The sequence below is a fragment of the Acinetobacter sp. C26M genome (assembly GCF_023702675.1).
In the GTDB taxonomy this organism is placed as follows: Bacteria; Pseudomonadota; Gammaproteobacteria; order Pseudomonadales; family Moraxellaceae; genus Acinetobacter.
Genome location: NZ_CP098478.1, coordinates 3111725 through 3126407 on the forward strand (window position 1 = coordinate 3111725; position 14683 = coordinate 3126407).

Here is a 14683-nt window from a genome sequence, read left to right on the forward strand (position 1 = left end):
AAAAATATCTTGTTCTTATCAAGTAGCTTTTTTTAATGAAAAGTAAATAACAGGTTTAATGATTTTTAAAAATATCCTGTGACATGCACAGGATATTTGCCCTACTCTGCAAAAATTGCTTGCCAATAGTGATAGGTTTTCTCTTCCCCATCTTCTAACTTAAACTCATATGACATCTGACGAATTTCAGCAATTTCAAATTCAACAGCATGTTTAAATAAACCACCTGCATAAGCAAAAGTATGGTATTCGCCATTTTCACCACAAACATCAACATCACTAGGCATCCGCTCTAGCAAAGCTGCATCGATATCCTGTCCAATAAACGACTCATCCAATTTGCTGGCATCAGTCACAATGATTTTGGTTTTAATGCCTGAATCCAAGAAATCCTGCATCACTTCAAGCGAGTTGAGATTCCATATTGGCTCAACTACTTCGATGCCTAAAGGATGCAAACGATCTTCACGATATTTACGCACATCACTGAGGTAGATATCACCAAAGATAAAGTGCTCAACGCCCTGTGCCTTAAAATGATTGGCTGCATCGAGCATACGTTGCTCATAGACAGGCAGATTTTTCGGCAGGAATACAGGATAGAGTGGAATACCAATACTTTCAGCCTGCTTTTCAAGCAATGTATGCGGAATGGCATGCATGGACGACAAGGCTGTTTCTTCATTGACCGTAGTTAATAAAGCAACCACCTCAAACTCATTTTGCTGTAAGACCTTATACAAGGCCAAAGAAGAGTCTTTACCACCGCTCCAATTAAAAACGGCTTTCTTACGCTTATTCACACTCATTTCACTTTCATTTTGCGAATCATCTTATACAACAAGTTGGGTGACAATCGAGAGACCAGCACACCCAATTGTTCTTTTTTCCCACCAACTACAATATATTGCTCGCCTGCCATCAAGGATTCCACCACACGCTCCGCAAATACATCGGCATCTAAACCATTTTCAATGGCTTCATCCTGATGGCCTTGAGGCTTACCTTCACCATTTAAGGCATTAAAAGAGACATTGGTTTTGACAAAGCCTGGGAAGACCACCGAAACTTCAACACCCTCTGGTGCAACTTCAGCACGTAAACTGTTGGCCCACATATGAATCGCCGCCTTAGCCGCAGAATACGTGGCACGATATTGGGTTCCCAATAAGCCAGCCACACTCGAAACAAACACCACCCGACCTGATTTTTGTTTTAACAATGTTGGCAATACTGTTTTGGTAAAAAAGACCTGTGAAAAATAATCGACTTCCATGATGGCACGTTCAGTGTGCATGGTCGTATCTTGAATCAAGGCACGTTGACTCAAACCTGCATTATTGATCAGCCAGTCAATACGCCCTTTACTTGCCAAAACTTGTTCATGGGCATGACGGACTTGGGCTTCATCGGTAATATCCGCAGCAATCGAAAGATGCTGTTCGGGCTTGAGTAATCCAACTCGTACTGCTTCTAATTCATCATAACGACGTGACGTCAACACCACTTGTGCGCCTTGCAATGCACATTCACGAGCTAAAGCTTTACCTAAGCCAGATGATGCGCCCGTAATCCAGACCACTTTATTTTCAAGAGTTTTGAGTTTTGCCATTTTTATGTTCTGCCTATGCTTGATGACGCATAAATTTCAGGAAGTAATCTACATATGTTGCCGCTACTTGCTGATCAATTTGCGTGCCTAATTTTTCCAAACGTTTATAACCCAAATGTGTGGTCATATTAATCACCCCATTAAGAGTTTTATCGACCACAAAATTGAACTTGAGACATTTCTTTGGTTCACGAATCAAATGGGTGACACCAGCATCAATCACTTCGGTAAGAAGTTTAAGTGCATTTGAAACTTCTCGATGATCTCCTCCTGCCAACTTTTGGCTAGAAGCGATGACCTTTTGAGCCAAATGCTGCTCAACAGGATAAGTCATATATACCTGTTCATCTTCAAGTTGCAGGGTTTTAGAGAGATATTCCACCAAAGGGATTAAGCGGTCATTGCCAAAAAATGAAATCGACCATGGCATATATTTGCGAATTGCTTCCAAAATTTGCTGAATCACTTTTTCAGATTCACCCGTTTGTGAATACTGCTGATTTTCTTGTAACAGCACCATAAAAACTTGTTCAATCACTTCACAAGCCATTTCAGACAATACACTGCCCAAAGCATTGGCCTGACTTTCTTTACTTCCTTGCAATAATTGCGTCCGAATATGTGCAAAACGTGCATAAGTATCCGCATGAATATTTAAAAAAACGGCGGTGTTCATTCTCATAACCCTAATTGTAAGATTCCATAAAAAAAGAGCTTGTTTAACAAGCCCTTTAATCAGATCAATTTTTCTATGATTTTTGGCGTTGTACACGCCGAATTTAGCACACTCTATTCTGTATCGACATGCATAAATGCTAAAAAATGGTTGACGCAATCCGTTGCGGCATTGGCATCAACCTGATTGCCCATTTTCTCTAAACGCTTATAACTTAAATGTGCAGTCATATTGATCACCCCATTTAAGGTTTTATCGACCACGGTATTAAAGTTGAGACATTTTTTCGGTTCACGAATCAAGCTGGTCACGCCCAAATCCACAATCTGAATCAAGGTTTGAAATACATCAACCATGTCACTGATTTCATTATTCTTCAGTTGTGTGATCAATGTATGTGCCTGCTGCACCAACTGACGATCAATCGGATAAGACACATAAACCTGTTCATCGTGATACTTAATCATATTGGAAAAATAATTTGCAAAAGGACAGAGACGCTCATTACCAAATAAGGCAATCGACCACGGCATATATTTACGTACCGCGCCAATAATCTGTTGAATTACTTTTTCTGATTCAGCCGTATATTTCTGCGTTAACTGCGTCGGTTGGCGATTTTGAATCAAGAGTACTGAAAACACTTGCTCGACAATATCACAGGCAATTTCGGATAACACCTCACCCAAGATACGTGATTGACTCTCATGCGTACCAGCATTGAGCTGCTGGCGGATCGTTTCAAATTGTCCATGTGTGACGTCATTAATTTTCAATAGGATTGAATAACTCATGAGAAGCATCCCTTTTTTAGTTTTTCGCATTCTTATATTGTTGTTTTGAGCATCAATATTTTTAAGTTATGTGATGCATTACACAAATCTAACCCTATTTGTATAAAAATCCAACGCCTTTCATCGGCTTTTTCAGAAAAAAATGAAGTCTATAAAGCATTTATCTTGATTGAGCTGTCGATCATCAGTCATAAAAGCCACATTATGAAGATGTACTAAACATCTGCTCTATAAAAGCTCAAAAAACAGCAATTCAGACATTATTTAAGCAGCTTTTCGCATTAACACTTGGCATGGCTGAAATGCCTACAGAAGCGAGGATTTTTTGCTACAATAGATCTAATTTTTTATTCAATTTTAATCTTCTGTACTATGACTGACGCTCAATCTGCTCAAAATATTGCAACCACTTACGATCCAACCGAGATCGAAAAGAAATGGTATCAAATCTGGGAACAACAAGGTTATTTCAAACCATCAGGTCAAGGTGAATCGTTCTGTATCATGATTCCACCACCGAACGTCACTGGTAGCTTGCACATGGGGCATGGCTTTAACAATGCCATCATGGATGCACTGACCCGTTACAACCGTATGATGGGTAAAAATACCTTATGGCAACCAGGAACTGACCATGCGGGGATTGCAACGCAGATGGTGGTCGAGCGTCAACTGGGTGCGCAAGGCGTTAGCCGTCATGACTTAGGTCGTGAAAAGTTCATCGAAAAAATCTGGGAATGGAAAGAGCAATCAGGCGATACCATCACCCGTCAGATCCGTCGTTTAGGTTCTTCAGTGGACTGGTCGCGCGAACGCTTCACTATGGATGAAGGTTTGTCCAATGCAGTAAAAGAAGTGTTCGTAAAACTGCATGAAGATGGCTTAATCTATCGCGGTAAACGTCTGGTTAACTGGGACCCGAAACTACAAACAGCACTTTCAGACTTAGAAGTTGAATCGGATAAGGAAGAAGCAGGCTCATTGTGGCACTTCAAATATTTCTTTGAAGATAAAAACCTACGTACCCATGATGGTAAAGACCACATCGTTGTCGCTACGACTCGTCCTGAAACCTTGTTAGGTGATACCGCGGTTGCTGTGGCACTTGATGATGAACGCTATACGCATCTTGTGGGTCAGAACATTATCCTGCCAATTACAGGTCGTGCTGTTCCAATTGTTAAAGATGAATATGTAGATAAAGAATTCGGTACAGGCTGTGTGAAAATCACCCCTGCACATGACTTTAACGACTATGAAGTCGGTAAGCGTTGTGAATTACCAATCATCAATATCTTCAATAAAAATGCAGAAATATTGGCTGAGTTTGAATACATCGCCAAAGCAGGCGAGCAAATTTCTAAAACTATCCCTGCGCCTTCGGACTATATTGGTTTAGAGCGTTTTGCAGCGCGTAAAAAACTGGTTGAACAAGCTGAAGCTGAAGGCTGGTTAGATCAAATTCAACCTTATACACTGAAACCACCACGCGGTGACCGTTCAGGCGTGATCGTTGAACCATTATTGACAGATCAATGGTATGTAAAAATTGCACCATTGGCGCAACCTGCAATTGAAGCGGTTCAAGACGGTCGTATCAAGTTTGTTCCTGAACAGTACAGCAACATGTACATGGCGTGGATGAACAACATCCAAGACTGGTGTATCTCTCGTCAACTTTGGTGGGGTCACCGTATCCCAGCTTGGTACGATGCTGAAGGCAATATCTATGTGGGTCGTGACGAAGCTGAAGTCCGTGCCAAAAACAACATCCCTGCTGATGTTGTGTTAAACCAAGATGAAGACGTACTGGATACATGGTTCTCTTCTGCGCTGTGGACCTTCTCAACTTTAGGTTGGACTGGCGATACCAAGAAAGATGCGGAAAACTATTTCCTCAATACCTTCCACCCAACTGATGTATTGGTGACTGGTTTTGACATCATCTTCTTCTGGGTTGCTCGTATGATCATGTTTACGATGCACTTCATGAAGAATGAAGATGGTACGCCACAAGTACCGTTTAAAACGGTCTATGTTCACGGTCTGGTTCGTGATGGCGAAGGTCAAAAAATGTCGAAGTCTAAGGGCAACGTGCTTGACCCATTAGATTTAATTGATGGCGTAGACCTTGAGACCTTAGTACAAAAACGTACGACGGGTCTGATGAACCCGAAACAAGCAGCAAAGATTGAAAAATCAACTCGTAAAGAATTCCCAGAAGGCATTCAAGCTTACGGTACTGATGCTGTTCGTTTTACGTTCTGTGCACTAGCGAATACCGGTCGTGACATTAAGTTCGATATGAAACGTGTTGAAGGCTACCGTAATTTTGCCAACAAGATCTGGAACGCAACCCGTTTCGTATTGATGAATGTTGAAGGTCAAACCGTTGCTCAAGAAGCGCGTCCTGAGCTGTGGGAACTTCCAGAAAAATGGATCATGAGCCGTCTGCAAAAAGCAGAAGCTGCGGTACATCAAGCATTCGCTACGTATCGTTTAGACCTTGCTGCGCAAGCGATCTATGACTTTATCTGGAATGAATACTGTGACTGGTATGTTGAGTTAACCAAACCAGTTCTGAACGATGCCAATGTATCAGAAGAGCGTAAAGCGGAAGTTCGTCGCGTATTACTTGCAGTGATGGAAGCATCTTTACGTTTGGCGCATCCTTTGATGCCGTATTTGACTGAAGAAATCTGGCAAACCCTTGCACCAATGTTAGGCAAAGGTGGTGCTACGATTATGACTGCGCAATACCCTGTTCCTGATCAAGCGAAAGTGAATGATCAAGCTGAAGCAGACATGCAGTGGTTACAAGGTTTGATTGGTGCGGTACGTAACATCCGTGGTGAAATGGGCCTAGGTAATGCGCGTTTATTACCTGTATTACTCAAGAACATTTCTGATGCTGAGCGTGAGCAAATCATCCGTATCGAAGCTTTATTCAAAGCACTCGCTAAAGTTGAAAGCATCGAGTTCTTAAGCAATGAGCAAGAACCACCGTTGTCTTGCTCTAGCGTTGTTAGCCATGCATCGGTATTTGTACCAATGAAAGGTTTGATTGATCCTAAAGCTGAATTGGGTCGTTTGCAGAAGGACTTGGATAAAGTTCAAAAGCAACATGATCAAATTGCCAATAAACTTTCGAATGAAGGTTTTGTTGCTAAAGCACCTGCAGCAGTTGTTGAAGGTGAAAAAGTAAAATTGGCTGAGTTTGCTGATCAGTTAGTGAAAATTAAGCAAAGTATGGAGCAGATTGCTGCGCTTTAAGGTAGTCTGATAGACAATAGCGCGTTACTTTGAATAGAGTAACGTGTTTTTTGTTTAAAAAATCCCTGCTACTAATATCAATAAGCCCCTTGATTTTTTAGCACGATCAGCACAAGTATATTTAGCAATTTGTAGAGAAGGCAAATAATGCATACTTTTTCTTGCGGTCAAATTATCAATACGTATGCACTGGTTCTGTTACATTCCAAGGCCCTGTAAATAAAGTTATCCAAGATAATGTCACTGATTTAATTAAAATTATCAATACACCAATCTTGTAAAATGAATATAAAGTTAACGTAGGCTTGGGCTCGCCTAAGCCTACGTCCCTGTGAGCCATTTTAAAATACTTTTAGAATCCAGCATGTACCTTTAACACCCCATTAAAGAGTTTGTCGTCTGCATTTACTGGCCAGCCAAGCAATTCTTTTATATTAGTATCTACCCTGCTTTTAGCCCACTCACGCCCCTCTAAAGCATCAATTATATACAAAAAATTTCTAACACAATCAATGTACTTTCCTAGACTATCCACATCTGAGAACTCCCCACGATGTGCCAACTTGTTCCTTTGAACTATCATTTCATCAAATATCTTGAATAGGCTCCTTAACTTTTCCCAGCTTGGAACTACAGTGCTGTCAGGATGCAGTTCTGGAAAATATTTATTTAGAATTTTAATAATAGGGGGGCTTGGTAACTCAGTTATAAGCCAAGTCGATTTTGGAACCATATAACCGACATGTTGTTTAACTGCAATTTCTAAAGCAGAACATAGTATTAGCAATGCACTCCTAGGACTAGAATCTAACACTGAAACTGCCTCTCTAAGTAACTCATGGGCTAGAGGCTCCTCAATATCCTTAGATTTCCAAATTTTCTCTAATTCTACAACTTCGCTATCACTCCATTTAATACCTTTCCTCACCTTCAAACTAATTACAGGATGTCGCGGAGAAGGTACTGCATGATAAAATCCTTCCCCTGTTGTTCTCCAATAAAAACTTGGTGAGTTCTTTAAGGGCCTATGGCTGTTTTCAATATTTTGATGCCATCGCAATAAAGACAAAAACCTCATAAGAGTGCTATTTAGAAATAGTTCTTTTTCTTTACAAATCAATTGGACGTCATCTGGCAATAAATCTAATGGGCAAGGAAATCCTTCCTTTATATTACCTTCAGCATCTATTTGCTCTTCATCTCGAACAATATATGGAAGATTTATTTTAGGATTTATTCCAATTAAATACCTTCTCTTGATAAAACCATCTACAAATTTATAAATTTCTGAATCCACTTCCGCATCACTAAGACAGCGTATCTCTATTTTCTTGCCATAATCTTTATCTGGAACCATCCTAATTGAAAAATTTTCTTCCCTATTTTTAAAAAACGCCGCATCATCTTTGAGCACACTGAAATAAAAATCAGACATTTCAGCCTCTAATAGAAATTCTATTTTCATACTTTTTCTCTAACCCTTCGTAGGTCAATAACCAAAGAATATTATTCCGACTTTCAATTCAAACATGACCCACTCATCAAATCAATCAAACAGCAAGCGTTGGCCGCCAACACAAAGGCGCAAGCGGAATCTGACAACGACGTTATTGGGATGAGTCATATACGACTCAAGTAATCCGTGATGAATTGGATTATCAGCGACATATGGACTATATCCATTACAACCCTGTAAAACATGGACATGTGAGCGCAGTTAAGGATTTGAACTATTCAAAATTTCATCAATGTGTACGAGGTGGGATTTATACGGAGGATTGGGCAACGGAAGATGATTATGGAATGATTGGTTAAAATTAATGCGCTGGGGCAAGCAGCTGCCTACGTTGAGTTGATAAACGTGGTCAAAAGAAATTCTGAAGTTTCGACACTTAATCCATATGTGATTGTGGTATTAAATAAACTGCTCTGTAATTTGTAGTAGCTCATCCCAGCCCTCTCCCTAAGGAAGAGGGAGCATCCTTTGTGAATTAATTTATAATTTGATACGCGACATTCCCTCACCTTTCAGGAGAGGGAATTTTCATTATAAATTTTATGTAGATATATAATTATATGCCGCTCTTATCCCACCGTAGAATGTAAAAGCTTACAAAGCCCCATGCCCCAATAACATCTCCACCCCACTCACTTTTTTCATGTGTTTTAAACGCTCTTTTTCCCACTTCAACTGCTGCTTTAACTCAGCACAATCCGCATCTATGGCTTTATACACATCACTGATATGCAGATGCTCCGCTTTGACTTTTTTCGCCAACTGAAAAGAATCTAAAATCTCCTCAATTTGACTTTCAAGCTGCTGACTCTGTGCATCCAAAGCGAGTTTATAAAACTTCACTTGCTCTGCCGATAACTCTTTAGCTCCAACACCTTTGTTCTGTTCCAACTGTAACTGTAGCTTTAATAAATAAAACAAATCCTGCTGTTCATAGGCCTGACTCGCCTGCTGAAACAACTCGGTTTTTTCTTCTTTTTTGGACTCGTCTTGCTCACGGTCAGGATGAATCATGGCAGCAATTTTTAAATAAACCGTTTTCAACGATTGCGCTGCCATCTGCTCAGCTTGTTCTCTTTTCTGCTGTTGTCGAAGTTGCTTGGCCTCTTCCCGTGCCTGTTGCTGCTCGGCAGCATATTGCTCAAAATCATCCTCTTCTGATTCTTCACTTTGCTCAGAACTTTCATTAACTTCAAACTTAGCTGACTGTACTTTTTTATTCTTTTTAACCAATTGCTGAGCATGTTGCTGATAAAAAGTGTCAATCTGCTTGACCAACTTTAACTGTTCATCCTTCAACATTTTGGAACGCTTTAACATTTGGGCAAGCTGAGCAATTTTTTCATCCAATTGCTGCATATTAGTTTTGGAAAACTCATGCTGCTGTAACAGCGTCCAAAGCTGATCTAGCTGCTGAAACAACACTTCATGCAATTCGGTATACACAGGCATCAGCTTTTGCCGTGTGTGTTGTTGAATCTCGGCTTGCGCATTTTGCCATTTGGCAAGGCTGATTTTTTGCTGTTCTATTTGATCAATCAGGCGATTCAGCTTTTTCTGCTGTGAGGAAGGTTCAGCCCTTTGCTTTAAACTGACTTTGAGATCAAAGGACATAACACATCCACCTGAAAATAAAAAAGTGTAGCAATAATCAGCCGATAAAGGCAGCAAATGCTTTCAATATCGTGTTTGGACAACCGAGTCGTTTAACTAAGCTTTACTCATCGCCAAATAAGGCATTGGCTGAAACCACTTTGGTGATTTTAACTTTATCTTGTTTCAGCAAAGGATAGATTTTTTGTCTAAGTACATCACTGGTCATAGTACCATTCAAATTCAGTAATACAGGTTCTTCACTCAGTGATCCTTTGCCCAAGTACTCTTGATTCAAATCATTGGTGGTTGCTTGATTCACTACAACAAAATATCCCGTAATACCCTTAGCCTGACCACAGGCCAAACTTTGTGGTGACCAATCTCCTTGGCGAATCACTTTTTGCAACTTATAGCCTTTGCTTTTTAATTGCTGCGTTTGTGCTGCGGTTGCAATTGGAAAATCAATCCGCTTTTGTTGTCCTTTCCAATTCACCAGCAAATGGCTTGATTGACAAGATTCACGCATGACACCCCCACTTCCACTCAATGCGCCTTCATCGGGATCAAAACAGGATGAAATCACTTGAAAAGTCGCTTCGCCGCAATGCAACGGCTCGGATTGATAAGTTTTGAATGGCGTTGCTTGGGCTTGGCTCAACTGAATTAAACACACTGATAAAAGGCAAAAACTAATGAATTTATTGTTCATATGAGGTCGTATTAGAATTAAAGGCTGATTCATTCTAACTCAAAAAATAGCGGCTAAAGAAAGTTCTCATACTCCTCAATTTGAATTAAACATTAAAAATGACAAACCCAACTTTTAAGCTAAAATCCGTTATATACATCATCATTTAAATACTCGAATTGTATGAAGAATAAAATCCTATTGCTCACCTCATTTATTTTGCTCGCTGGATGTAATGAAAAACCAAAAACATCATCAGAAAGCGATCAACCCACACAGAAGGCAGCTCAACAGACTCAAGCCGTATCAGAATCGGTGCTTAATCCCGCTACCCCCGAATCCGATTATCTCGCCAATAATTCAACTCCACTACCAAAAGGCTATTTAGTCGATACAACCCATCTCAAAAAGCCTTTGTTTATTGATTTTAATGGCGATGGAGATCTGGATACTTTTCGAGTGCTGAAAAACCCAAATAAAAAAGGAATGAAATATCTCTTTGAATTCCGTATCTCAAATAGCAACAAAGTTTATTACTACGAAAATACAGATAAAGATTATGACCTCGATATTTTCGGAACTTTTGAAGTTGCACCTAAAACAGATATTTACGTAGATGAAGATTATCGCTTTGATGAAGATGGAAATATCTTAGCTGATGAGCAAATTGACCCAAAACATTATCTAAAGTTCAAGGGTGATGGTATTTCTGTCAATGTTTTAGAAGAAACCTGTGCAACTTCTGTATTTTTCTTAACAGATGAAAAAATTAAACGAATTGCGCTGTGCTAGCTCATCACTTGCATTTCATAAAAAAACCGCCCAATTGGGCGGCATATTCAATCACATAAATGGATTATTGCGCAGTATATCCACCATCCATAACCACCGCCTGCCCTGTAATCCCTGCGCCTTTGCTGCTGGCTAAGAAAATCGCATAGTCGGCAATTTCTTCAACACTGAGTAAACGCTTCTGCGGTACCATCGCTAAAATCACATCTTCCAGAGCACTTTCCAGACTCACGTTACGGGTTTTGGCCAAATCGGCAATTTGCCCACGCACCAATGGCGTATCCACATAACCTGGACATAGCGCATTCACGGTGATTCCGTCACGGGCACATTCCAAAGCTGCCACTTTAGTCAAGCCAATCACCCCGTGCTTGGCACTGTTATACCCTGCCTTCCCTGCAAAACCAATTAAGCCATTGATCGAAGACATATTGATAATACGGCCATATTGCTGTGCTTTCATAATCGGAAACACATGCTTAATCCCGATAAATGAACCTGTCAGCATCACCTGTACCAGTTTCTGATAAATATCGGTTGAGAAATCTTCAATTGCTGCGACATGCTGAAAACCCGCATTATTGATCAGGATATCCAGACGTCCGAAAGTTTGCTTGGTCAAATCAATTGCAGCTTTATAAGCCTGTTCATCGGTCACATCACATGGCGCAGATAAGGCCTCAAAACCTTGTTGTTTTAACTGCTCCACTGCTTGCTGGCATTTCTCTGCATTGACATCAGAAATCACCACTTTCGCGCCTTCCTGAGCAAATTTTTTCGCAATTTCTAATCCAATACCACTGGCAGAACCCGTAATAAAGGCCACTTTGGCTTCGAGTTGTTGAGTCACTGTTCTACTCCTGTTCTTGATGATCTTGATTGCTCACCAGTCATTACTGACAAGCTCAAATAAATTCGACTTAGACAATACCGAACCATGTAAATGCAGCAATCACCACAAATACTGCCAAGGTTTTAATAATGGTGACCGCAAAAATATCTTTATAAGATTGCTTATGAGTTAAGCCTGTGACCGCAAGCAAGGTAATCACTGCACCATTATGTGGAAGTGTATCCATACCACCCGATGCCATCGCTACCACACGATGCATCACTTCTGGTGGAATGCCCGCAGCTAAAATAGCTGCGTTATAGGTTTCCGCCATCGCACTCAAGGCAATACTCATCCCCCCCGACGCCGAACCTGTAATCCCTGCCAGTACTGTCGTAGTTACCGCACCATTGACCAAAGGATTGGTAAAAGTCGTACCCAGTGCATGACTAATCAGAGCAAAGCCTGGCAATGCCGCAATAATCGCACCAAAACCATATTCAGAAGCGGTGTTCATCACCGCCAATAATGAACCACTGATACTGGCATTAACGCCTTCTTTAAAGTTGGTCACCACGCGCTGATAATCAAATAAAATCGCAGCAATAATCCCGACAATCAAGGCCAAACCGACTGCCCAAATCGCCCCAGTTTTTGCTACATCAACAGTGTAGTTGGCTAGACCAATTGCATTAAAATCAAAGCCATTTGGGTACCATTCTTTGATGGCCGTAGACAGATAACGGTTCATCACTGCAACTAGAATCAACGGAACAAAGGCCATGCATTGACGTAGTACTGAACCATTGTTTTGGGTTGATGACTCAATATCGACTGCCGTTTGCGAGACTGCATCTTCAGCAGCAAAACCTGCATAGCCTTCACCTGCACGAGCCGCAGCTTTACGACGTGATTCCAAATATAGTAGACCCATGCTCAAGACGAAAATCGCCCCAATCACACCCAAAAACGGCGCTGCATAAATATTGGTGCCAAAGAATGTGGTTGGAATCACATTCTGAATTTGTGGTGTCCCTGGTAAGGCGTCCATGGTGAATGTAAATGCGCCTAAGGCAATGGTGCCAGGAATCAAACGTTTTGGAATATTGGCTTGTTGGAACAACTGATTGGCAAATGGATAAATCGCAAATACTGCCACAAACAGACTGACACCGCTATAAGTCAGAATGGCACCGAGTAAAACCACGGTTAAAATGGCTTTTTTTGCGCCAATCAAATTGACAATAGTGCGGGCAATCGACTCGGCAATACCCGACATTTCGACCACTTTGCCAAAGATCGCGCCAAGCAAGAACACCAAGAAATAGTCTTTAATAAAATTGACCATTTTCGGCATGAAAACGCCCGAATAAAACGGCAGCACATTGGCAGGGTTAATCAGAAAAACTGCCAATAATGCACACAACGGTGCCATGAGAATCACGGAAAAACCGCGATAGGCTGTGTACATCAGCAAGCCTAAAGACAGCAGAATGACAAATAAGTCCCACATATTCTTTTACTCCATTCCAAAGAATATATGTCAGGGTCAACCAAATTATTTTTTTTATACTGTGTGGTGGTTATCCTAACCATAAATAAAATCAAAATACTGCTAATTACAGTACAGAATCTAAAACAATGACGCATGTTAAAACGTATTTTAAAATAGCATTAAAATCACAAAAAACAAGACCATTAAAACAAAATAAATAATTTTAATTATTATTAAAAATCAATATATTGAATAAATAAGTATCAAATAATTTAATTGATTAATAAAATAAATCAACTATTCAAAAATACTCATTAATCCCATTAAATTATATTTAGCTTATTCTTTTTAAAATCCATTTTCCGATATTGAGATAAAATAAATGAATAATCACATGTGGGATTTTAAAAATAAACGGCTTGCCTCTCGTCACCGAATTAACAAAAATGCCAGTCACAATGTGCTGTTTTTTTTATAAATTACAGCATATAAATCAAAAACTTTCCGCATAGGTCGTCCACCATGACTTTAAAGCAACTCAAAGCATTTCTGGCTTTGACTCGTACCCTGAATTATGCAAATGCCTCTGCTGAATTGCATCTCAGTCAGTCTGCTTTAAGTCTGAGTATTAAATCACTGGAAGAAGAGCTGGGCGGCAAGCTGTTTAAACGCAATACCCGTCGGGTTGAGCTGACACAAGAAGGAAATTCATTGATTCCCTATGCCAAGAAGCTACTCGCCAATTGGGAAGATATGGAAAAAGACGTCAAGCAACGTTTTAAACTCAATCGCGGCACTCTGAACATTGCCTCGATGCCTTTTGTCACGCATGCGATTTTGCCGCAAGTCATTCATAGCTTTCTAGCCAAGCATCCCAATATCAGTTTTTCTATTCATGACATTCCCAATGAAAAAGTACTGGAGAATGTGCAGGATGGCATTTTTGAAATTGGCATTTGCTTTGAGCCACCACGCAATGATCAACTGGAATTTAAACCATTATTTGAGGAAGATTTCCTTGCGCTCTTACCAAAAACTCATCCTTTGGCAAGTGCGGATTCGATCAGTTGGAAACAGCTCTGCGCCAACCCCTTTGTGACCTTGCAACATCCCTCGATTGTTCGTCATCTAATTGAAGAAAACTGTCTTAAAAATCATCTGACTTTAGATTTAAAAGTTGAATGTCATCAGATCAGTTCCCTCTCCAGCTTTGTCGCATTGGATATGGGAGTCAGTGCCATACCCCGCCATTTTCAAAATTTTATCGACAAGGAACATAATGTCTTAATTGAAATTGAGGATGGCAAACTACCGCAAGCGATTGGCATTGTCTATAAAAAAGACTTTGAGCTTTCCAATATCTCAGCCGAGTTTATCGAGATCTTGCTACAACATGATTTTGACTAATC

General features: G+C 40.3%; 13 protein-coding genes. 4 read left to right on the plus strand and 9 right to left on the minus strand.

Annotation, left to right across the window (positions count from 1 at the left end; translation table 11 throughout):
* Positions 1-101: 101 nt before the first annotated feature.
* From NDN11_RS14215 to NDN11_RS14230, 4 genes are all read right to left on the minus strand, one after another.
* On the minus strand, positions 102-809 hold the full coding sequence (locus NDN11_RS14215) for a Dph6-related ATP pyrophosphatase (RefSeq protein WP_251110005.1): 708 nt from the start codon (positions 807-809) through the stop codon (positions 102-104).
* Positions 806-1612, minus strand: coding sequence for an SDR family NAD(P)-dependent oxidoreductase (locus tag NDN11_RS14220; protein WP_167249609.1), 807 nt, complete (start codon positions 1610-1612; stop codon positions 806-808). The genes NDN11_RS14215 and NDN11_RS14220 overlap by 4 nt, the downstream gene beginning before the upstream one ends.
* Before the next feature lie 13 nt (positions 1613-1625).
* Positions 1626-2288: a hypothetical protein gene (locus tag NDN11_RS14225; RefSeq protein WP_167249611.1), complete on the minus strand. Its 663-nt coding sequence runs from the start codon at positions 2286-2288 to the stop codon at positions 1626-1628.
* A 113-nt stretch (positions 2289-2401) separates the two neighbouring features.
* Positions 2402-3082: a hypothetical protein gene (locus tag NDN11_RS14230; RefSeq protein ID WP_167249613.1), complete on the minus strand. Its 681-nt coding sequence runs from the start codon at positions 3080-3082 to the stop codon at positions 2402-2404.
* Positions 3083-3454: 372 nt separating this feature from the next.
* Between NDN11_RS14230 and NDN11_RS14235 the strand changes: the two genes are divergently transcribed.
* Entirely contained in the window at positions 3455-6355 is a 2901-nt protein-coding gene (locus tag NDN11_RS14235) for a valine--tRNA ligase (protein ID WP_251110006.1), read from the plus strand.
* Between the two features lie 352 nt (positions 6356-6707).
* On the opposite strand, the gene NDN11_RS14240 is transcribed toward NDN11_RS14235, so the two are convergent.
* Positions 6708-7820 (minus strand): hypothetical protein, encoded by a 1113-nt coding sequence (locus NDN11_RS14240; RefSeq protein ID WP_251110007.1) that lies wholly within the window; start codon positions 7818-7820, stop codon positions 6708-6710.
* 203 nt (positions 7821-8023) lie between these two features.
* On the opposite strand from NDN11_RS14240, the gene NDN11_RS14245 reads away from it, so the two are divergent.
* Positions 8024-8170, plus strand: coding sequence for a hypothetical protein (locus NDN11_RS14245; protein WP_251110008.1), 147 nt, complete (start codon positions 8024-8026; stop codon positions 8168-8170).
* 295 nt (positions 8171-8465) lie between these two features.
* Here the strand turns inward: NDN11_RS14245 and NDN11_RS14250 are convergent, their stop codons facing one another.
* The gene (locus tag NDN11_RS14250; RefSeq protein ID WP_251110009.1) at positions 8466-9485 is read right to left on the minus strand and encodes a coiled-coil domain-containing protein; all 1020 of its coding nucleotides are present in this window, start codon (positions 9483-9485) and stop codon (positions 8466-8468) included.
* Positions 9486-9588: 103 nt separating this feature from the next.
* Positions 9589-10176: a hypothetical protein gene (locus tag NDN11_RS14255; protein ID WP_251110010.1), complete on the minus strand. Its 588-nt coding sequence runs from the start codon at positions 10174-10176 to the stop codon at positions 9589-9591.
* 162 nt (positions 10177-10338) lie between these two features.
* Between NDN11_RS14255 and NDN11_RS14260 the strand changes: the two genes are divergently transcribed.
* Entirely contained in the window at positions 10339-10947 is a 609-nt protein-coding gene (locus NDN11_RS14260; RefSeq protein ID WP_251110011.1) for a hypothetical protein, read from the plus strand.
* Positions 10948-11011: 64 nt separating this feature from the next.
* On the opposite strand, the gene NDN11_RS14265 is transcribed toward NDN11_RS14260, so the two are convergent.
* Together NDN11_RS14265 and NDN11_RS14270 are read right to left on the minus strand one after the other, a co-directional pair.
* Positions 11012-11797: a 3-hydroxybutyrate dehydrogenase gene (locus tag NDN11_RS14265; RefSeq protein ID WP_251110012.1), complete on the minus strand. Its 786-nt coding sequence runs from the start codon at positions 11795-11797 to the stop codon at positions 11012-11014.
* Positions 11798-11867: 70 nt separating this feature from the next.
* Positions 11868-13292 (minus strand): GntP family permease, encoded by a 1425-nt coding sequence (locus tag NDN11_RS14270; RefSeq protein ID WP_251110013.1) that lies wholly within the window; start codon positions 13290-13292, stop codon positions 11868-11870.
* A gap of 504 nt (positions 13293-13796) precedes the next feature.
* Here NDN11_RS14270 and NDN11_RS14275 point away from each other — a divergent pair.
* On the plus strand, positions 13797-14681 hold the full coding sequence (locus tag NDN11_RS14275; RefSeq protein WP_251110014.1) for a LysR family transcriptional regulator: 885 nt from the start codon (positions 13797-13799) through the stop codon (positions 14679-14681).
* The last annotated feature ends 2 nt before the right edge of the window (positions 14682-14683 follow it).